The organism is Duganella zoogloeoides (assembly GCF_034479515.1).
In the GTDB taxonomy this organism is placed as follows: Bacteria; Pseudomonadota; Gammaproteobacteria; order Burkholderiales; family Burkholderiaceae_D; genus Rugamonas; species Rugamonas zoogloeoides.
This window is the reverse complement of record NZ_CP140152.1, coordinates 5,539,373-5,560,038: the sequence shown is the minus strand read 5'-3', so window position 1 is coordinate 5,560,038 and position 20,666 is coordinate 5,539,373. Positions and strand designations below refer to the sequence as shown.

The window sequence follows — 20,666 nt, the reverse complement described above, 5'->3', positions numbered from 1 at the left end:
TCCTTATTGTGATTTCAGTTGCAGGGCCGGCGTGACCTGGCAGGCGCGCCAGGTGGGCAGCAGGCCGGCCAGGATGGCGGCAGCCACCGCCAGCGCAAACGTGGTCAGCAGCATGATCCAGTCCATGTGCGCGACCCTGGTCAGTTCCTTCGATTGCATGGCGATCAGGGCCAGCGCGCCGAACGCCAGCAGCAGGCCCAGCATGCCGCCGGCCAGGCCCACCACCGTGCTCTCGAGAAGGAACTGGTAGAAGATCTCGCGGCGCGACGCGCCCAGCGCGCGACGGATGCCCACCTCGGGTGCGCGCACCGAGAACTTGGCCAGCAGCAGGCCGATCGTGTTGACCAGGCACAGCAACAGGAAGCCGAACGCCAGCCAGGCCGACAGCTTGTTGTCGTTGCCCACCACTTTCAGGTAGTCGAGCCATTCGCGCACGTCGTACAGCTTGTTGGGCGCCTGGCGCTGCATGCGGCCCAGCTTGCGCTGTTCGGCGGCGTAGCTGTCGAGGAAGCTTTGCAGCGCGGGCCGGTCGCTGCGGCTTGCCAGCTCGAACCAGAAGTGCAGCCAGGTACATTCCGAATCGACAAAGGCCTGGTAGCCGGCGCCGGGGTCCGTGGTGCAGCCCGAGCTGCCGTTGCGTCCAATCTGGTGCGCGATTGCCGTGGTCAGCGGGACGAAGAATTCATCTTCCTCGCTGAAGGCGCCGCCGTTGTTGCCGATGATGTGGTGAAAGCGCGGCACCACGGTCCATTTCTCCAGCACGCCGATGACCTGGTAGGCATGGCCGGCGATGCGCAGGCGGCGTCCGACCGGCGAGGCGTCGCCGTACAGCTTGGCGGCCAGTTGGCTGCTGAGCACGATCACGGCAGCGCCGGCCTTGTCCTCGAGCGCGCTCCACGGCTGGCCGTGGCGGAACGGCGCGTCGAACATCGGGAAGAAGTCGGCCGTGACCGCCTCGCCGCCGGCGGTGAACACGCCCAGGTCGGTGCGTTCCGACTCCACCGGGCCGGCCACGCCGAACAGCGCCGTGCGCCGTTCGCCGATCTTGGCATTGAGCAGGTTGCGCGCATCGATGTAGCTGAGCTGGTCATCGTTGGCGTCGTCGCCGGGCTTGTAGCCGGCCAGCGGGCCGTTGTCGAGTGTCGGCACGAACAGGCGGTCGCTTTTAAGCGGAATGGGGTCGCCCGACATCACGTGCAGGATGGTCAGCGTGGCGATGCTGGCGGCCACGCCGACGGCCAGCGTGAGCACCAGCAGCGCGGTCAGCGCCGGGTTGCGGCGCAGGCTGCGCAGGCCGAGCAGAAAATAATACTGGAACATGGGATCTCCTCAAGCCACGTTGCTGGTGTCATACAAGGACGGACCCTTGCGCACCAGGTCCGAGACCTGGCCGTCGATGATGTGGACGTTGCGGCGCGTGCGTTCGGCCAGTTCGGGATCGTGGGTGACCATCAGGATGGTGGTGCCCTGGGCATTGATTTCTTCGAGCAGTTCCATCACGCCGCGCGCCATTTGCGTGTCGAGGTTGCCGGTCGGCTCGTCGGCCAGCAGCAGCCTGGGCGAGCCGGCCAGCGCGCGGGCGATCGCCACCCGTTGCTGCTGGCCGCCCGACAGTTCGGCCGGGTAGTGCTTCATGCGCGACGCCAGGCCCACCTTGGCCAGTGCATCCTCGATGCGTTCCTTTCGCTCGGCGCGGTTGAAGCCGCGGTAGCGCAGCGGCACATCGACGTTGTCGAACAGCGACAGGTCGGGGATCAGGTTAAAACCCTGGAAGATGAAGCCGAGCTTTTCGTTGCGCAGGCGCGAGCGGGCGCTGTCGTCCATGCCCTTGACGTTGACGCCGTCGAGGATGTATTCACCGTCGGTGAACTCCTCGAGCAGGCCGGCGATGTTCAAAAAGCTGGTCTTGCCGGAGCCGGACGGGCCGGTGACGGTGACGAATTCGCCCTGCTCGACATGGATCTCGAAGCCGCGCAGCGCGTGGGTTTCGATCATGTGGGTGCGGTAGACTTTGCTCAGGTTATGCATGCGCAGCATGGTGGGCCTCGGGTTGGTTAATTGTTGATGGAGATGCGGGCGGCGTTCTCGAACGTCTCGCTGCCGGCAATGACGATCTTGTCACCCTGTTTCAGACCGTCGAGAATTTCCACGGCGGTGACGCTGGTGGCGCCCAGGCGGATAGCGGTGCGGATCACGACGCCGTCGCGCACCACGTAAGCGTAGCGGCCGCCTTCGGATTCCACGAACGGACCGCGCTGCACGATCAGCGCGTTGGGTTTTTCGTCGATCAACAGGCGCGCGGTCACGCGCTGGTTCTGGCGCAGGCCGGCCGGCTGCTTGCCATCGAAGCGCACGCGCGCCAGCACCTGGTTCTTGACCACCTCGGGCGACAGCGCCGAGAGCTTGCCGGTGGCGTTGCCGGTGCCGTAGTTGATCTCGGCGCGCATGCCCAGGCCCATGTCGGCCACGTAGGTTTCCGGTACTTCCAGTTCCACTTCCAGCTGCGACAGATCGACCAGCGTCATCAACGGCGTGTTGAGCGGCACCACGCTGCGGTTGGCCACCGACAGCGTGCCGATGAAGCCATCGACCGGCGCACGCACGGTCAGCTCATCGACCCGGCGCTGGGCGTTCGACAGGATCATGCGCTGCTGTTCCAGCTGCTTGATTTTCGATTGCAGTTCCAGCGCCACGTTGTCGCCTTCCAGTTCGGCGGCCTGGCCGGCGTGGCGGGCGCGGATCTGGGCCGAGTTGAGCGCGTCTTTCGCTTTCTGGTAGTCGATCTTGGCGACGATGCCGTCGTTGGCCACGGCGTCGTAGCGCTCGAGCGTGCGCTGCGCGGACAGGCGGTCGATCTCTGCGGTGTCGGCATCGCGCCGCGCCAGCAATTGCTGCTTGCGCGCCAGGATGCGCTGGCGCGCCACGTCGGCTTCGATCTGGGCGTAAGCCGACTGTTCTCGCTTGAGGGCATCGGCCAGGTCGGGCGATTCGAGCACGGCCAGCACATCGTTCTTTTTGACGGTGTCGCCCGCCGCCACCTTCAGGGTGACGGTGGCGGCCGACGTGGCGTACAGGGTGGGGCTGACGGCGGCGACGATGCGGCCATTGACGGCAGCGTCGCGCACCAGCGTGCCCCGGCCCACTTCGGCGATGCGGAGGCGGGCGATCGAGACCGAATGGTCGGTGTCGCGCCAGGTGTGGACCAGGTAGTAGCCGGCTGCCAGCAGCAGGGCGATGCCGGCGGCGATGGCCAGGCGGCGCCTGGTTTGCTGGCCCTTGGGGGCGGTGATGACGGCGTCCTGGTGTGAAGTGTCTCGGATCATGGCGGTTGCATAAAGATTCAATAAGTAGCGTTTATGCAGTATTCGTGCCAGATTCTAAGTGCTTGATTTGATTGGGTTTAGCAGTGATGTGTCCGGTGTCCGCGAGTGTCCGGTGGTGTCCGGGGGGCTGTCCGTCCGGACTCCCTGCCCACGGGCGGCATTGTCATTGTCATCTTGATATTCTGCCAATCACCACCAATTGATGTTCATTCGAAACTTTTAAGCACCCCATGCCGCTGTTCGCTCGTCTTACCAGCCTGATCAATCTGGCGCTTCCCGCGCTGGCGCCGGTCACCGACCTTCCATTTCGCCGCCAGCAAGGTGGCGCAGTATCAGCGCCTGGTGCACGGCGAGGCAGACGCGCTCGATGTCCAGACCTGGGATGATTTGATGTTGCCGCAGTACAGCGCCTGCCTGGCGCCGCAGACCAGTATTTTCGGCCAGCAGGAACTGTACCGGCGCTTGCAGGCGCCCTGTGCCATCGATACTTCCGCGCGCACGCCACACGTGCGCGTGCTGGTGGCCGATGACGCCGCGCGTCAGCGCGTGCAGGCGGCGTGCGAGGGCCTGCGCAGGGCCGAAAGCGAAGTGAGCGAAACCCTGTTCGGCCCGCCGCTGGCGCCAACGCCGCGCTGGGCACGGTGGCTGGGTGCGCTGCCGCTGGGATTCATGGTCGCAGTCGCGCTGGCGCTGGTGACGGGGGCGTTGCCGTGGTGGGGTGTGGCCGCCGCGCTGTGGCTGCTGCTGATGGCGATCCAGATGCGCTTGCAGTACGTCGCCGCCAACTGGCAATTGCAGCTCGATGCCATCGGCCACATGCTGCGTACCCATGCGTCACTCGCTGGCCTCGGCGATGCGGTGGCGGCGTCATTGCGGCCCGACGTCATTGCTGCCGCCCGGCTCAATCGCCGCCTGTGGCAGCTGTCGCTGAGCTTTGTGCCCGGCTTGCAGGAATATGGCGACTGGGTCCTGCTGCGCAATATACGCCACTACTTCGCCAGCCGGGCGGTGGTGGCCGCTCACCTGCCGTTGCTGCGATCAAGCTTTGTGCGCGTGGCCACGGTCGAGGCGGACCTGGCGCTGGCGCGGCACCTGGTGCGCACGCCGCGCTTCTGCTGGGCTGCCGGCGTGGCAGGGAATACCGCCCGCTTTGCGTTCGAGCTGGCCGTGCATCCTTTGCTCGAGGTGCCGGCGCCGCTGTCGCTGCGGGTGGGCGAGGACGGCCGGGGCGCCTTCATCTCGGGCCAGAACGGCATCGGCAAGAGCACCTTGCTGCGCACCGTGGGCCTGAACCTGGCTACGGCGCGCGGGTTCGGCTTTTGCTATGCCGACGCTGCGGTCACGCCTGACCTGCCCGTGTACGCGAGCATGCAGAACGAGGATACGCTCGAAGGCGGCGAAAGCCTGTACATGGCCGAGGTGCGGCGGGCCGGCGAACTGCTGGCGCTGGCCCGGCGCGGGCCGGCCATCTTTCTCATCGATGAAATCTTCCGTGGCACCAACCAGCTGGAATCGGTCTCCGGCTCGGCGGCGGTGCTCGATACGCTGGCCGAATCCGGCTGCGTGCTGGTGTCGTCGCACAATTTGATCCTGGCGCCGCTGTTGGCGCGGCGGCTGGTGCCGCTGTGCGTGGCGCGCGTGGACGGCCGCCTGCAGGTCGAGCCGGGCGTGCTCACGGAAACCAATGGTATGTCCCTGCTGGCGACGGTCGATGTCGATGGCGTGCTTGCGGCCAAGGCCGGCCGCGTCCACGACAAGTTGGCCACCTATTACCTGGCCTATCCGCAGGCGTGCGAATCTGTACTGGATTAGCCACGCCCAGGCTCCTGCATGAGCCGATTTCAACCCCGAAATGTCAATTTCTTGGTATATTCGGGCTTCACAGTATTGCCAAGAGGCAATTCTAAATTGATAAGAATGCAGGAGATGCAATGAATAACGTGACCGTACGCGCCAGTTTGCTGGGCGTTTTACTGGTATTTACTGCGATGCTGCTGGCGGGCGCCGGTCTTGGCGTCCACGCCCTGGGCCAGGCCAACCAGGCAATGTCCACCATGTACCAGACCAGCATGCAGGTCATCGCCATCAACGATGCCTACAAGGACACCACCCGCACCCGCTCGGCCCTGACGCGGGTCCATACCATCGTCAAGGATGGCGGCGCGCCGGCCGACCTTGAAGCGGCGCAGGCGGCCGCCAAAAAGACCTATCTGCGCGGACTCGACTACATCGCCAAGTATGAAAAAGCCGCCGCCTATCCGGGCGAGGATGCGGCGTTGAAGAAATCGCTGATCGAGGCCGGCCGCGCGCAGTCGGCGGTGCTCGACCGCGCTGCCGCCGCGCTGGCCAAGGGCGATTCCGACGCTTATGTCGCCATTAACTTCAAGGAACTGACGCCGACCGGCGCGACCTTCTCGGCCCAGCTGGAAAAATACCAGAAGCTCAGCGACGAGCAGATGACCGCGCTGATGGATGAGCGCCAGGGCGCCTACACGCTGGTGAAATGGCTGGTGGGCTTTGGCCTGCTGGGCGCGCTGGTGCTGGTGGTGGGCGTGCACCTGTTGCTGAAATCGGTGGTACTGAATCCGCTCGAACGCGCCGTGGTATTGCTCGACCAGGTGGCCCATGGCGACCTGACCGCCCATATCGACGAGCCGGGCGAGAACGAAGTCAAGCGTCTGCTGCAGGCGATCGCCCGCATGCAGACCGATTTGCTGAGCACCGTCTCGCGCGTGCGCGGCGGCGCCGAGATGATCGACCGCGGCTCGCGCGAACTCGCTTCCGGCAACATGGAACTGTCGTCGCGCACCGAGACCCAGGCCAGCTCGCTGGAGGAAACCGCCGCTTCGATCGAGGAACTGACCAGCACCGTCAAGCAGAATTCGGAAAACGCCCAGCACGCGCGCGGCCTGGTGGAAGGCGCGTCGAGCACGGCTGCCCATGGCGGCGAGGTGATGCAGCAGGTGGTGTCCACCATGAACGACATCAACGAAGCGTCGCGCAAGATCGTCGATATCACCGGCGTGATCGACGGCATTGCGTTCCAGACCAACATCCTGGCCCTGAACGCGGCGGTGGAAGCGGCGCGTGCCGGCGAGCAGGGCCGGGGCTTTGCGGTGGTGGCCTCGGAAGTGCGCAACCTGGCGCAGCGCTCGGCATCGGCCGCCAAGGAGATCAAGGTGCTGATCGACGCCTCGGTACAAAAAATCCAGCTCGGCACCGACCTGGTGGAAAAAGCCGGCACCACCATGAACACGCTGGTCGATAACGTCCACCAGGTTACGCAGATCGTCGGTGAAATCGCCACCGCCAGCCGCGAGCAGAGCGAGGGTATCGACCAGGTCAACCAGGCCATCGCCCAGATGGACCAGGTTACCCAGCAAAATGCCGCGCTGGTGGAAGAGGCCGCTGCCGCCACCCAGTCGCTGCAAGACCAGGCCACCGAGCTGGCGCAGACGGTGAGCATCTTCAAGATCGACGGCGCCGCCAGCGTGGGCCGTCCGGCGCGGTCAGCCAGCCGTAACCTGGCGCTGACCTGATATTCGCTTGACATCTTTGGCGGGGAATTCTATTATTTCTGTAATGACAGAAATTCAGTATTCCCTGCCACAAAACCTTGGCCGATTCGTCGGTCAAATTTTTAACCATGAATTTCTGTCTTTACAGAAATCAGTGACGGAGGCGATATGCGGGTACTGGTGATCGGCGCCACGGGACTGGTCGGCGTCCACGTAATGTGGGCACTACGCACCGCCGGCCTTGAAGTGGACGGCGCCAGCCGTCGCCGCCCGGCCGGTGCGGCGGCCCATCACTGGTTCGAGCTCGACTTCGGCAGCATGACTGCCGTCCAGCAATGGCTGCCGCTGCTGCATGGGTACGATGCCGTGGTCAACGCCGTGGGCATCATCCGCGAGACGCGGGAAGGCGACTTCGACCGCCTGCACCGCGCCGCGCCGGTAGCGCTGTTTGCCGCCTGCGAACAGCTGGGGCTGCGCGTATTGCAGGTCTCCGCGCTGGGCAGCCATCCGCAAGCCGCTACCGGGTACTGGCGCAGCAAGGGCGTGGCCGAGGCTGACCTGCTGGCGCGCAACGTCGATGCCACCATCATTCGCCCATCGCTGGTCTATGGTGACGACGGCGCCAGCAGCGCGCTGTTTCGCATGCTGGCCATCTTGCCGGTGCTAATGTTGCCGGCTGCCCACCGGGCGCTGGTACAGCCGATTCATGTTGCAGACCTGGCCGATGTGGTCGTGCGGTTGCTGACCACGCAAGCCGCGCTGCCGCGCGAACTGGCCGTGGTTGGCCCGCGCGCCATGACCATGGCTGGCTACCTGGCCGATCTGCGGCGCGGCATGCAGGCGCCCGCTGCGCTGGTGGTGACATTGCCGGCACCGGTAGCGCGCGCGGCCGCGCACTTGGCCGCGCTGGCGCCGTCGTCCGCCTTCACGCCCGAGTCGTTGTTGATGCTCGAACGCAGCGCCGACGGCTCCAACACCGCCGATGCCGCCCCGGCGCAAGCGCTGCTCGGTCGGCCGCTGCGCGATCCCGCCACCTTTGCCCGGCCGGCGCAGCGCATCACGGCCGCTTGGTCGTGGGGCGCGCCTTTGGTGACGGTGGCGATCGCACTGATGTGGCTGATCACGGCATATGTGTCGTGGTTTGCCTGGCCCCATGCCGAGAGCCGGTCCTGGTTGGGCGCCTGCGGCGTGCCGCCCGCCTGGCAGGAGCCGGTGCTGCTGGCCGCCAGCGTGACCGACGCCGCCATCGGCGTGCTGCTGCTGTTGCGCCCGCGCCGCTGGCTGTGGGCGGCGCAGCTGGCGCTCGTCGGCGGCTACACCGCCATGCTCAGCGTGTTCCTGCCCGATTTCTGGCGGCATCCGTTCGGGCCGCTGACCAAGAACCTGCCGTTGCTGGCGCTGATGCTGTTGATGTGGCGCGCCAGTCCCCGCAACCATCGAGGAGAAAGATAATGGAATATTTTGCCGTCAAAGTGCTGCACATCCTGTCGGCCACGCTGATGGTGGGCACTGGCTTCGGCACCGCCTTCTACATGTTTTTCGTCAACCGCAGCGGCAATGTGCAGGCGATGGCCGTGGTCACCCGGCTCGTCGCCCGCGCCGACTGGTGGTTCACCACGCCGGCCGTGATCATTCAGCCCTTGTCCGGTTTCTGGATGATCCACCTGGCCGGCTACCCGTTGCACTCGCGCTGGATCATGTGGTCGATCGCCTTGTACGTGCTGGCCGGCCTGTGCTGGCTGCCGGTAGTATGGCTGCAATTGCGCATGCGCGACATGGCCGCAGAGGCTGCGCGCAACCTGCTGCCGCTGCCGGCGCGCTACTGGCGCTACGAAAAAATCTGGACCGCACTGGGCTTTCCCGCCTTTGGCGCGCTGATGGCCGTGTACTGGCTGATGGTGCACAAGCCCATATAAACCAATAACAATTCACCAACAACAGTCACAGATAAGGACGCCGCATGACCCTCGCACCAACCATCCAGAAATACATCTTGCACTGGGGTGAGATGGGCACCCGCTGGGGCGTCAACCGCACGGTGGCGCAAATCCACGCGCTGCTATTCCTGGTCAACCGCCCGCTGCACGCCGAGGAAATCGCCGACACCCTTACCGTGGCCCGCTCCAACGTGAGCAACAGTCTCAAGGAGTTACAAAGCTGGGGCCTGGTGCGCGTGACCCACCTGGCCGGCGACCGCCGCGACCATTTCCTGGCTTTGCAGGACGTGTGGGAAATCTTCCGCGTCATCGTCGAAGAGCGCAAGAAACGCGAGATCGATCCCACGCTCACCGTCTTGCGCGAATGCGCGCAGGAAGCCGAGAGCGACCCCGCGCTGGAAGAGGCCACCAAGGTCAAGATGGACCAGGTGCTGGCCTTCATGGAAATGCTCACGACCGCCTACGGCGACACCAAGCACCTGCCGCCGGCCACGCTGCAACGCATGTTGACCATGGGTGGCAAGATGGCAAAGCTGATGGGCAAGGTTGGCAACGATAAAGGACGGTCATGAACAATTCAACCCGAGAACAATCGGCAACGCCGGTGTTCGGCAACGACAAGCGCAGCTTCCTCATCACCGGCGCCACCGGCTTCATCGGCCAGCAACTGGTGCGCGCGCTGCTGCGCGACGGCCAGCAGGTCACGGTACTCACGCGCGATCCGGCCAAGGCAAGGTCGTTGTTCGACCAGCGCCTGGGTCGCGTCGAGTGCGTCGGCGACATGGACCAGCTGCCACCCTCGCGCCGCATCGACGTGGTGATCAACCTGGCCGGCGCGCGCATTCTCGGCTGGCGCTGGACGGCGGCGCGGCGTGCAGCGTTGCGGCGCAGCCGGGTGGCGCTGACCGCCAGGGTGGTGGACTGGATCGCGCAGGCCGAGCACAAGCCGGCGCTGATGCTTTCCGGCTCGGCGATCGGCTATTACGGCGTGCAGCGGCAGGGCGACGACACGGTGCTGACCGAAACCGCGCCGCCGCAACCTGTCTTCATGTCCGACCTGTGCCGCGAGTGGGAAGAGGCCGCGCGGCGCGCCAACGCGTACGGCGTGACCGTGGCGTGCATGCGCTTTGGCCTGGTGCTGGGGCGCCAGGGCGCGCTGCCGATGCTGCTGTTGCCGATCCGGCTGGGCCTGGGCGGGCCGCTCGGCGGCGGTCGGCAGTGGCAGTCGTGGATCCACGTCGATGACGTGATCGGCGCCATGGCGCACCTTTGTTCCAGCGGCGCCGCGGAGGGCGGCAGCTACAACTTCACCGCACCCGAAAGCCTGACGCAGGCGCAGTTCAGCCGGGTGGCGGCCAAGGTGCTGCACCGCCCATACGGTTTCCCGACGCCGGGCTGGCCAATGCGCCTGGCGCTCGGCGAGCAGGCCGACTTGCTGCTCGAAGGGCAGCGGGTGGCGCCGCAGCGCCTGCTGGCCACTGGCTTCGCATTCCGCTACCCGCAGTTGGCGCCGGCGCTCGCCAGCCTGGTGTGAGCTGGCGCTACCCCGCACGGCCAGGCCGGGCGGACCCTCCTGGGTCCGACCCCATGCGGTGGTTATTTCTCCCGCTTGAGCGGCGTGCCCTTGTCGATCACCTCGCGGCAGTCGCCTTTAAACGTGGCGTTGTCGTAGTTGGTCCAGCCATAGCTGTCCACGTAGCGCTTGTGGGGCTTGAACTGTTTATTTAAAAAACTCCACTCGAGGCGTTGGTCGCCGTAGGTGATGTCGCCGAGGTCGAGCAGGCTGTGGAACACGTTTTCGGTTGCCAGCCTGGCCTTGCGCAGGCGCTTCAGTTGCTTGATCTTGTCCGGGTAGTGCGACTGGTACTGGTCGGAATACCACACCAGCGCCGGCACATGAAAATCGTATTGCGTGTTGTGGCCGTGGAAGGCGATGCCGCAGCTGCCGTCATATAACACCTGGCCGTGGTCGGCCACGTACAGCATCGAGGTACGCTGGCCGCTCTGCTTGAGCTGGCCGATCACCTGGGCCAGGAACCAGTCGGTGTACAGGATCGAGTTGTCGTAGCTGTTGTTCAGTTCTACCTTGATCTTGACGTCGGTGTGTTCCGGCTTGTCCACGCCGAACAGCGACGGTTGCCACTTGTCGAATTCCTGCGGGTAGCGCTGGCTGTAGTTCCAGTGGTTGCCCAGCGTGTGCAGCACGATCAGTTTTTTCGGCGCCGGGTCGTGCATTGCCTGTTGCAGCGGCCCCAGCAAAATCTGGTCGAAGTTGGAGCGGTTATTAAAACTGCCGAGGTTCATGAACTGGATCACGTCCGCTTCCTTGGCAAATACCGAAACCGGGGTGTCGAACTCGCCGAACGAGATCTGGTTCGACAGCCACCAGGTTTTGAAACCGGCCTCCTTATAAGCGGTGAGGAACGATTTTTCCGAAAACCCCGCTTTCAGGCTCTGCATGGCAGGTTTGCGCGAAATGATCACCGGCACCGACAGCCGCGTGGCGGAGACCGCCGTGATCATATTGGTGAGCGACACCAGGTTGGGCTCCTGCGCCAGCAGCGGGGTGGTTGCGCGCGCGTAGCCGTTGATGCTCCAGCGGTCGTAGCGCGACGATTCGCCGAGCACCATGATCACCACTTCCGGCTCGCCATCGGGCGCGGCCTGGCGGGCCTTGAACGTGAAGTTGCTGCTGCGCTTGCCCAGTTCGGCCAGGTAGCGGCGTTCGTTATAAAAATCGACGCCGCGCGCGGTCAGGCCGAACGGCCAGGAATTGGCAAAGTTATTAAAAGTGAACGGCGCCTGCTGGAACACCGGCGTCGGCGTGGGCCAGCCCAGCACGGCCAGGGCGGCAAGCGCCGGCACTGCCAGCCAGCGGGTCTTGCCGCGCCAGACCAGTCCCGGACTGCGGCGCGCGGCCATGAACACGGCTACCCACCAGGCCAGCACGGCAATCAACACGGCCGCCATCAGCCAGATCTTGTTGCCGAGGAATTCCATCGCTTCCACCGGGCTGCTCTCGGCAATGATGCCGAGGTGGTGGGTGGAAATGCCCTGGCCGTAGTACAGGAACAGGTACAGCTCGGTGGGCAGACCGAGCAGCGCGGGCAGCAACAGCCAGTGGAACCAGGTGGGGCGCTGGAACACGCCCCAGACCGCGATCCACAGCAGCGCCTCGAGGCCGAGGATGGCGCCGAGAACGGGCGCGGGCCGGCCCAGCAGCAAGGGCACGCACGGCACCAGCGACAGCAGCAGGTAGCTGCCCAGCACGAACAGGGGAGGGAGTCGCAACAGGGATCGCATGGAAGGCAACAGGCAGCAGCTATAATGGAGAGTGCGCTATTATCAGGCGTTTCCGGCCGTTGCGGGCGGCTTTTGCGGCGGCTCGCAAGTCAATCTGCGCTTTCGCGCTACCACATCTTTCTGCGCTTTATGTTGACTGTTCAGGTCAATTGCCCTACACTCGCGAGTTCTCCATTTAGTCTGCGCATCGTATACGCTGTTTTCGGCTGGTCCCAGAGACTGGCTGTGTGCGCCTCCGATGCCCGGTAAATCGAGACTGAGATTCGTCCCCGGACACTTCGTCCGGGTTGTCCACGTTGTTATTAAGTTGGGTTTAGAACGATGCCAACCATCAATCAACTGATTCGCAATCCACGCGTCGCCCTGACCGTGAAAAGCAAATCGCCGGCGCTGGAAAACAGCCCGCAAAAGCGCGGTGTTTGCACCCGTGTGTACACCACCACTCCTAAGAAGCCTAACTCGGCTTTGCGTAAAGTCGCCAAAGTGCGTCTGACCAACGGTTTCGAAGTCATTTCGTACATCGGCGGTGAAGGCCACAACCTGCAAGAGCACAGCGTTGTTCTGCTGCGCGGCGGTCGCGTAAAAGACTTGCCAGGTGTGCGTTACCACATGGTTCGCGGTGCACTGGATACCCAGGGCGTTAAAGACCGTAAGCAAGCTCGCTCGAAATACGGTACCAAGCGCGCTAAAGCCAAGAAGTAATCTGCATTAAAAGTTTTCGCTCAGTGGCAACTAGCTAAGTGAATGTAATCGACCGGAAATGGTCGAGTAAGTGGATGGTTATGATGACCCTCCGCGAGAGTGCGAACCCATATCGCGCACCTCAACTGAAGATTGAAAGGAATTGATATGCCACGTCGTCGTGAAGTACCCAAGCGCGAAATCCTGCCGGATCCTAAATTCGGTAACACGGATGTCGCCAAATTCGTGAACGTTCTGATGCTGTCCGGTAAAAAATCGGTCGCAGAAAACATCATCTACGGTGCCTTCGAGCACATCGCTGCCAAGTCGGGTAAAGACCCGCTGGAAGTGTTCGCAACCGCGATCAACAACGCCAAGCCACTGGTTGAAGTAAAATCCCGTCGCGTCGGTGGTGCAAACTACCAGGTGCCGGTTGAAGTACGCCCAGTACGCCGTATGGCGCTGTCGATGCGTTGGCTGCGTGAAGCTGCCAACAAGCGCAGCGAAAAATCCATGCCACAACGCCTCGGCGGTGAGCTGATGGAAGCGGCTGAAGGCCGCGGCGGTGCGATGAAAAAGCGTGATGAAGTGCACCGTATGGCAGAAGCGAACAAGGCGTTCTCGCACTTCCGCTTCTAATAAAATCGACCGGGCCACTGTGGTCTGGTTGTTATCTGTTGTTCGAGGCCGGGCTCATTTTTTTTCACAAAAAATGCTGCTCGGTTTTGTCCATTAAAAGATTTAGGATTAATTATGGCCCGCAAGACCCCCATCGAGCGCTACCGCAACATCGGTATCTCCGCTCACATCGATGCAGGTAAGACCACTACCACCGAGCGCGTCCTGTTCTACACGGGCGTGAACCACAAGATCGGTGAAGTTCACGATGGCGCCGCCACCATGGACTGGATGGAACAGGAACAAGAGCGCGGCATTACCATTACCTCGGCAGCGACGACCTGCTTCTGGAAAGGTATGGCGAACAACTTCCCTGAGCACCACATCAACATCATCGACACCCCGGGCCACGTTGACTTCACCATTGAAGTTGAACGCTCGATGCGCGTGCTTGACGGTGCTTGCATGGTTTACTGCGCAGTGGGCGGTGTTCAGCCACAGTCGGAAACCGTGTGGCGTCAGGCTAACAAGTACAAAGTGCCACGTCTGGCCTTCGTCAACAAGATGGACCGTACCGGCGCCAACTTCTTCAAGGTGTACGAGCAGATGCGTGCTCGCCTGAAGGCCAACCCGGTCCTGATCCAGATCCCTATCGGCGCTGAAGACAACTTCAAAGGCGTGATCGATCTGGTCAAGATGAAGGCTATCCTGTGGGACGAAGCGTCGCAAGGCATGAAATTCGACTACGTCGATATTCCTGCAGAGCTGGCTGATTCGGCCGCCGAGTGGCGCGAAAAGATGGTTGAAGCTGCTGCTGAAGCCACCGAAGAGCTGATGAACAAGTACCTGGAAGAAGGCGACCTGACCGAAGCCGAGATCAAGCAGGCGCTGCGTACCCGTACCATCGCTTCGGAAATCGTTCCGATGATGTGCGGTACCGCCTTCAAGAACAAGGGCGTACAGGCCATGCTGGACGCGGTCATCGAATACCTGCCATCGCCACTGGACATCGACGATGTCGGCGGTACGGACGAAGACGACCAGCCAACCACCCGTCGCGCAGCTGACGACGAGAAATTCTCGGCGCTGGCCTTCAAGATCATGACCGACCCGTTCGTCGGTCAATTGGCCTTCTTCCGCGTGTACTCGGGCGCCGTCAATTCGGGCGACACCGTGTACAACTCGGTCAAAGGTCGTAAAGAGCGTCTGGGCCGTATTCTGCAGATGCACGCGAATCAGCGCGAAGAGATCAAAGAAGTGCGCGCCGGCGACATCGCCGCTGCGGTTGGCCTGAAAGACGTGACCACGGGCGAAACCCTGTGCGATCCGACCGCCATCATCACGCTGGAAAAAATGATCTTCCCTGAGCCTGTGATTCAACAGGCAGTCGAGCCAAAAACCAAGGCCGACCAGGAAAAAATGGGCCTGGCACTGAACCGCCTGGCACAGGAAGATCCTTCGTTCCGCGTGAAGACCGATGAAGAATCGGGCCAGACCATCATCGGTGGTATGGGCGAGCTGCACCTGGAAATTATCGTTGACCGCATGAAGCGCGAATTCGGCGTGGAAGCAACCGTCGGCAAGCCACAAGTGGCTTACCGCGAAACGATCCGTAAAACCTGCGAAGAATCGGAAGGCAAGTTCGTCAAGCAATCCGGTGGTCGTGGTCAATACGGTCACGTTGTGCTGAAGATCGAGCCGCAAGAACCAGGCAAGGGCTTCGAGTTCGTTGACGCCATCAAGGGCGGTACCGTTCCTCGCGAGTACATCCCTGCGGTGGAAAAAGGCGTGCGCGGCACCCTGAACACCGGCGTGCTGGCTGGTTACCCGGTCGTGGACGTCAAGGTCACGCTGTTCTTCGGTTCGTACCACGATGTGGACTCGAACGAAAACGCGTTCCAGATGGCCGCTTCGATGGCATTCAAAGAAGGCTGCCGCAAAGCATCGCCAGTCATTCTGGAGCCAATGATGGCTGTGGAAGTGGAAACGCCGGAAGACTACGCCGGTACCGTGATGGGCGACCTGTCGTCCCGCCGCGGTATGGTGCAGGGCATGGACGAAATCCCAGGCGGCGGCGGCAAGATCATCAAAGCCGAAGTGCCACTGTCGGAGATGTTTGGTTACTCGACCACCCTGCGTTCCGCAACGCAAGGTCGTGCTACCTACACGATGGAATTCAAGCACTACTCGGAAGCGCCTAAGCACGTGATCGACGCGATCGTTACCGCGAAAGCCAAGTAATTAGTGTCATTGCGGTCCGGTCGATCACCGGGCCGCATATTTCAAACAATGTTTTAAGGATGATTCAAAATGGCAAAAGAAAAGTTCGAGCGGACTAAACCGCACGTCAACGTAGGCACCATCGGTCACGTCGACCACGGCAAAACCACCCTGACCGCAGCGATCGCTACCGTTCTGTCGAAGAAATTCGGCGGCGAAGCAAAAGCTTACGACCAGATCGACGCTGCACCGGAAGAAAAAGCACGCGGCATTACCATCAACACCGCACACGTTGAGTACGAAACCGCTGGCCGTCACTACGCTCACGTTGACTGCCCAGGCCACGCCGACTACATCAAAAACATGATTACCGGTGCAGCGCAGATGGACGGCGCGATCCTGGTTTGCTCCGCAGCTGACGGCCCAATGCCACAGACCCGCGAGCACATCCTGCTGGCCCGCCAAGTTGGCGTTCCATACATCATCGTGTTCCTGAACAAGTGCGACCTGGTTGACGACGCAGAACTGCTGGAACTGGTCGAAATGGAAGTGCGTGAATTGCTGTCGAAATACGAGTTCCCAGGCGACGACGTACCAATCATCAAGGGTTCGGCACGTATGGCGCTGGAAGGCAAAGAAGGCGAGATGGGCGTTGACGCCATCATGCGTCTGGCCGATGCACTGGACAGCTACATCCCTACGCCAGAGCGCGCAGTCGATGGCGCCTTCCTGATGCCAGTGGAAGACGTGTTCTCGATCTCGGGTCGCGGTACCGTTGTGACCGGTCGTATCGAGCGCGGCGTGATCAAGGTCGGCGAAGAGATCGAAATCGTCGGCATTATCGACACCGTCAAAACCACTTGCACCGGCGTGGAAATGTTCCGCAAGCTGCTGGACCAGGGTCAAGCCGGCGACAACGTTGGTCTGCTGCTGCGCGGCACCAAGCGTGAAGACGTACAGCGTGGTCAGGTTCTGGCCAAGCCAGCGTCGATCAAGCCGCACAACCACTTCACCGGCGAGATCTACGTTCTGTCGAAAGATGAAGGCGGCCGTCACACCCCGTTCTTCAACAACTATCGTCCACAGTTCTACTTCCGTACGACTGACGTGACCGGTTCGATCGAACTGCCAGCAGACAAAGAAATGGTCATGCCAGGCGACAACGTGTCGATCACCGTCAAGCTGATCAACCCGATCGCGATGGAAGAAGGTCTGCGTTTCGCTATCCGTGAAGGCGGTCGTACCGTCGGCGCCGGCGTTGTTGCAAAAATCATCGCTTAATTTTTAAGCGCTGAATAAATGAAGCCCGGCAAGGTGTGCTACCATGTCGGGCTTCGTTGCAGAACCTCGTTCTTTTTAAATTTGCTGGCACTACATAGCCGCCAGTTCGTTCTTTTCAAGGAAATATCATGTCCGCACCAAACCAGAAAATCCGTATTCGCCTGAAAGCTTTCGACTACAAGCTGATCGACCAGTCCGCACTGGAAATCGTTGACACCGCCAAGCGTACCGGCGCCGTGGTCAAAGGCCCAGTTCCACTGCCAACCCGCATCCAGCGTTTTGACGTACTGCGTTCCCCGCACGTCAACAAAACCTCGCGCGACCAGTTCGAGATCCGTACCCACCAGCGCCTGATGGACATCGTCGACCCAACCGACAAGACCGTTGACGCACTGATGAAGCTGGACCTGCCAGCTGGTGTTGACGTCGAAATCAAACTGCAATAATTGCAGTCGAGCCGGGCGGCGCACAGCGCTGCCAGCCAAGAAAAGACCGGACGGCAACGTCCGGTTTTTTTTCGTCCATACCCGAAGTAACTGTTGCGCGTTTACCTCATTGTCGAGATTGCTTCGCACAATGTGCGACTTGAATTGACTAAAAATTATTTTGCTCCTATTCTTGATAGCGATATCTACACGCCAAGCATGCCACTTTGGCAGCCCGTGCCGTAACGCGCCCCCCGGGGCTGCCACCGCCCCGCCTGTTTTACCCGAAAATAAGTCGTAAAAAATAAACTGACAAACAACGGAGACAAAATGCAACAAAATCTGAAAACGTTTTCAAAGCTTCTGCCGAAACCTCTGCCGAAGCAACGCCGCCTGATCGCCCTGGCGGTTGCCGGCGCCTGCGCCAGCTTCGTGCCGGCCCATGCACAGCAGGTCGCCGCCCCGGTGCCGGGCGATGTCGATGGCCCGAAAGTGGTCGTGACCGGTATCCGCGCCAGCATGCAGTCCACCATGAACATGAAGCGCAACAGCGACGGCATCGTCGACGGCATCGTCGCTGACGACATCGGTAAATTCCCCGATACCAACCTGGCCGAGTCGCTGCAGCGCATCAGCGGCGTGTCGATCGACCGCAGCAATGGCGAAGGGCAGAAGGTCACCGTGCGCGGCCTCGGTCCGGACTTCAACCTGGTACTGCTCAACGGCCGCCAGATGCCAACCACCGACCTGGGCGACCTGGGCGGCCGCTCGTTCGACTTCTCCAACCTGGCCTCGGAATCGATTTCGCAGCTGCAGGTGTACAAGTCAGGCCGGGCCGACAATCCGAGCGGCGGCATCGGCGCCACCATCAACGTAATGACCGCGCGTCCGTTCGACAACCCTGGCATGCATTCGAGTATCGGCGTGAAAGCCGTGCACGACACGTCGAACAAGCACCTGCCGGGCATGCTCAAGGGCGACAGCACCACCCCGGAAGTGTCCGGCATCTACACCAACACCAGCGAAGACGGCCGCTTCGGCGTGGCCGTGAGCGCCAGTTACCAGGAGCGCAATTCGGGCTTCAACCGCGCCGGCCTGGCCAATGGCTACCAGGGCCCGTACCTGGGTTCGGACACGACGCCCGGCTCGACCTTGCCGCAGCCTGGCCAGCCAGGTTCGCAAAACATCACCAACCGTCCCGGCCCGACCGACGTGTATTCGATTCCGCAAAACTTCGGCTACGGCGTCAACGGCATCCAGCGCCAACGCACCAATGGCCAGTTGGCCTTGCAGTTCCGCCCGGTCAAGGACATCACCAGCACGCTGGACTTCACCTATTCGGAAAACAAGGTGCAGACCAAGCGTAACGAGCTGAGCGTATGGTTCGCGCAGACGCCAACCTCGACCAGCAGCTGGCCGGGCGGCCATGTCCAGTCCCCGTTGACGTACTCGGAGTCTTATAACTCGCCACAGGATATCTCGATCGTGGGCGGCGACTACGCCACCAAGACCAAGAACGAGTCGATCGGTTTCAACACCGTGTGGAAGGCCAGCAACGCCCTCAAGCTCAATTTCGACGTCCACCACTCGACCGCCGAATCGGGCGCCGACAGCCCGTGGGGTACCGAGAACAACCTGTCCAACGCCAGCTTCAGCCGTGGCACCACCTCGGTCGACTTCACCAACAAGCTGCCGATCGTCTCGATGCCGGCCGCCAACCTGGCAGCGCAGCCGATCCAGGGCACCGGCTCGTGGTTCCACAACAGCTACCAGAAATCGAAGGTGGACCAGGCGCAGGTCGGTGGCGACTGGCAGGTGCTGGAAGCGTCGACCGTGAAGTTCGGCGCCGGCTATACCAAGTCGTCGAACCGCTCGACCTATTCGAACGTGCAGAACAACACCTGGAGCGGCGCCAGCAAGGCGTCCGACTACCCGGCCAGCGCTTACCAGGCCAACCCGCTGGGTGACTACTTCAGCAAGATCGGCGGCTCGCCGAACCTGTTCGGCACGCTCTACACGTTCGACTTCGCCACCGTGCGCGCACTGACCGCCAACGCCACCGGCAACCAGGCCGGCTACCTGCCGAACTTTGCCAGCGCCGACACCGACCGCCTGCTGACGGAAAAAACCTCTTCGGTCTACGCCTCGTTCGGTACCGACTGGGATACGGCGATGCCAATGCACACGTCCGCCGGCGTGCGCTTCGAGAAAACCAAGGTCACCTCGGTGGCCCAGGTGCAGCCTGGCGTAGCCATGGTGTGGGAATCGCAGAACGAGTTGCCGATCACCCTGGCGGGCGCGGAATTGTCCACCACGGCCTCGTCGTATAACAACGTGCTGCCAAGCCTGAACTTCGATATCGATTTGCGGTCCGACATGAAGTTGCGCGCCAGCGCCGGCGCCACTATCGGTCGCGCTCGCTACGACCAGCTGCAGGGGGGCCTCAGCCTGGGCACGATCGCCAGCACCTATAACGGCACCGCTTCGGTCGGTAATCCGGCCCTGAAGCCGGTGAAGTCGAAGAACCTGGACTTGTCCTACGAATGGTACTACGACAAGCAGAGCGTGTTGTCGCTGGCCCTGTTCCGCAAGGAAATGGATAACTACGCAGCAACGATCGTTACGCCGGGCTCGCAATACGACCTGCATACCCCCGTCGGCGGCGCCTACTACAATACGGCGCTGTCCCAGGGCGGCTGCACGGTGGCAGATACCAACTGCATCCGTAACTACATCCTGACCAGGTACGACGGCCAGCCTGGCGTGGTGCGCACCGGTGTCAACCCCGACGGCAACCTGAAGGGCCGCATCACCGGCCTGCCAACCGATCCGCTGGCCAACTTCCTCACCACCAGCTACGCCAACCAGAAGTCGGCGCGCGTCAGTGGCGCGGAAGCGAACATCCAGCACATGTTCGGCCGAACCGGCTTTGGCGTGCAGGCGAACTACACCTACGTGCGCTCGCCGCTCAAGTACGACAACGCCAACGTCAGCGACCAGTTCGCGATCCTGGGGCTGAGCAATTCGGCCAACGTGGTCGGCATCTTCGAGAATGAGAAGTGGTCGGTGCGCCTGGCCTACAACTGGCGCGGCGAGTTCCTCGCTGCCACCGTGGACGGCTCGGGCAAGGCAGCGCCGGTGTACACCGACAGCTACGGCCAGACCGACGTGAGCATCGGCTACAACTACAACAAGAACCTGAGCTTCCAGCTCGAGGCGATCAACCTGACCGACGAGACCCAGCGTCAGCACGGCCGTACCAGCATGGCGACGTTGAACGTGACGCAAGCCGGCCCACGGTATATGCTGGGCGCGCGCTACAAGTTCTGATCGGTAACATCGAGGTGTGACCCGGGGGCG

At 62.3% G+C, this 20,666-nt stretch carries 16 protein-coding genes; 12 read left to right on the top strand and 4 right to left on the bottom strand.

Annotated elements, in window-relative coordinates; translation table 11 throughout:
• Positions 1 to 3: 3 nt before the first annotated feature.
• The 3 genes from SR858_RS24460 to SR858_RS24450 are packed head-to-tail and all read right to left on the bottom strand — an operon-like array spanning position 4 to position 3,323.
• On the bottom strand, positions 4 to 1,320 hold the full coding sequence (locus SR858_RS24460; protein ID WP_019923512.1) for an ABC transporter permease: 1,317 nt from the start codon (positions 1,318 to 1,320) through the stop codon (positions 4 to 6).
• Between the two features lie 9 nt (positions 1,321 to 1,329).
• Positions 1,330 to 2,037 carry an ABC transporter ATP-binding protein gene (locus SR858_RS24455; protein ID WP_019923511.1) on the bottom strand — a complete coding sequence of 236 codons (708 nt, stop codon included), beginning with the start codon at positions 2,035 to 2,037 and terminating at the stop codon, positions 1,330 to 1,332.
• A 17-nt stretch (positions 2,038 to 2,054) separates the two neighbouring features.
• Positions 2,055 to 3,323, bottom strand: coding sequence for an efflux RND transporter periplasmic adaptor subunit (locus SR858_RS24450; RefSeq protein WP_019923510.1), 1,269 nt, complete (start codon positions 3,321 to 3,323; stop codon positions 2,055 to 2,057).
• 321 nt (positions 3,324 to 3,644) lie between these two features.
• Here SR858_RS24450 and SR858_RS24445 point away from each other — a divergent pair, with 321 nt between their 5' ends.
• The 6 genes from SR858_RS24445 (at position 3,645) to SR858_RS24420 (ending at position 10,312) form a co-directional block, all read left to right on the top strand.
• Positions 3,645 to 5,135 (top strand): MutS-related protein, encoded by a 1,491-nt coding sequence (locus tag SR858_RS24445; protein ID WP_019923509.1) that lies wholly within the window; start codon positions 3,645 to 3,647, stop codon positions 5,133 to 5,135.
• A gap of 119 nt (positions 5,136 to 5,254) precedes the next feature.
• Entirely contained in the window at positions 5,255 to 6,862 is a 1,608-nt protein-coding gene (locus SR858_RS24440) for a methyl-accepting chemotaxis protein (protein ID WP_019923508.1), read from the top strand.
• Between the two features lie 147 nt (positions 6,863 to 7,009).
• Positions 7,010 to 8,293, top strand: a complete 1,284-nt coding sequence (locus tag SR858_RS24435; protein ID WP_019923507.1) for an SDR family oxidoreductase — start codon at positions 7,010 to 7,012, stop codon at positions 8,291 to 8,293.
• Entirely contained in the window at positions 8,293 to 8,757 is a 465-nt protein-coding gene (locus tag SR858_RS24430) for a DUF2269 family protein (protein ID WP_019923506.1), read from the top strand. The genes SR858_RS24435 and SR858_RS24430 overlap by 1 nt, the downstream gene beginning before the upstream one ends.
• Positions 8,758 to 8,801: 44 nt before the next feature.
• On the top strand, positions 8,802 to 9,350 hold the full coding sequence (locus SR858_RS24425) for a GbsR/MarR family transcriptional regulator (protein WP_026637589.1): 549 nt from the start codon (positions 8,802 to 8,804) through the stop codon (positions 9,348 to 9,350).
• Entirely contained in the window at positions 9,347 to 10,312 is a 966-nt protein-coding gene (locus SR858_RS24420) for a TIGR01777 family oxidoreductase (protein ID WP_019923504.1), read from the top strand. Before SR858_RS24425 ends, SR858_RS24420 begins: the two co-directional genes overlap by 4 nt.
• 62 nt (positions 10,313 to 10,374) lie before the next feature.
• On the opposite strand, the gene SR858_RS24415 is transcribed toward SR858_RS24420, so the two are convergent.
• A complete protein-coding gene (locus SR858_RS24415; protein ID WP_322534070.1) occupies positions 10,375 to 12,069 on the bottom strand; it encodes a phosphoethanolamine transferase in 1,695 nt (564 codons plus the stop codon).
• A gap of 333 nt (positions 12,070 to 12,402) precedes the next feature.
• Here SR858_RS24415 and rpsL point away from each other — a divergent pair, with 333 nt between their 5' ends.
• From rpsL to SR858_RS24385, 6 genes are all read left to right on the top strand, one after another.
• Entirely contained in the window at positions 12,403 to 12,783 is a 381-nt protein-coding gene (gene rpsL / locus SR858_RS24410; RefSeq protein ID WP_019923502.1) for a 30S ribosomal protein S12, read from the top strand.
• A gap of 147 nt (positions 12,784 to 12,930) precedes the next feature.
• On the top strand, positions 12,931 to 13,401 hold the full coding sequence (rpsG, locus tag SR858_RS24405) for a 30S ribosomal protein S7 (RefSeq protein WP_008444271.1): 471 nt from the start codon (positions 12,931 to 12,933) through the stop codon (positions 13,399 to 13,401).
• A 114-nt stretch (positions 13,402 to 13,515) separates the two neighbouring features.
• Positions 13,516 to 15,621 (top strand): elongation factor G, encoded by a 2,106-nt coding sequence (gene fusA, locus SR858_RS24400; RefSeq protein WP_019923501.1) that lies wholly within the window; start codon positions 13,516 to 13,518, stop codon positions 15,619 to 15,621.
• Positions 15,622 to 15,690: 69 nt separating this feature from the next.
• Positions 15,691 to 16,881: an elongation factor Tu gene (tuf, locus tag SR858_RS24395; protein WP_019923500.1), complete on the top strand. Its 1,191-nt coding sequence runs from the start codon at positions 15,691 to 15,693 to the stop codon at positions 16,879 to 16,881.
• Between the two features lie 128 nt (positions 16,882 to 17,009).
• A complete protein-coding gene (rpsJ, locus tag SR858_RS24390) occupies positions 17,010 to 17,327 on the top strand; it encodes a 30S ribosomal protein S10 (RefSeq protein WP_005663509.1) in 318 nt (105 codons plus the stop codon).
• A 309-nt stretch (positions 17,328 to 17,636) separates the two neighbouring features.
• On the top strand, positions 17,637 to 20,636 hold the full coding sequence (locus SR858_RS24385) for a TonB-dependent receptor (RefSeq protein ID WP_019923499.1): 3,000 nt from the start codon (positions 17,637 to 17,639) through the stop codon (positions 20,634 to 20,636).
• Positions 20,637 to 20,666 lie beyond the last annotated feature (30 nt).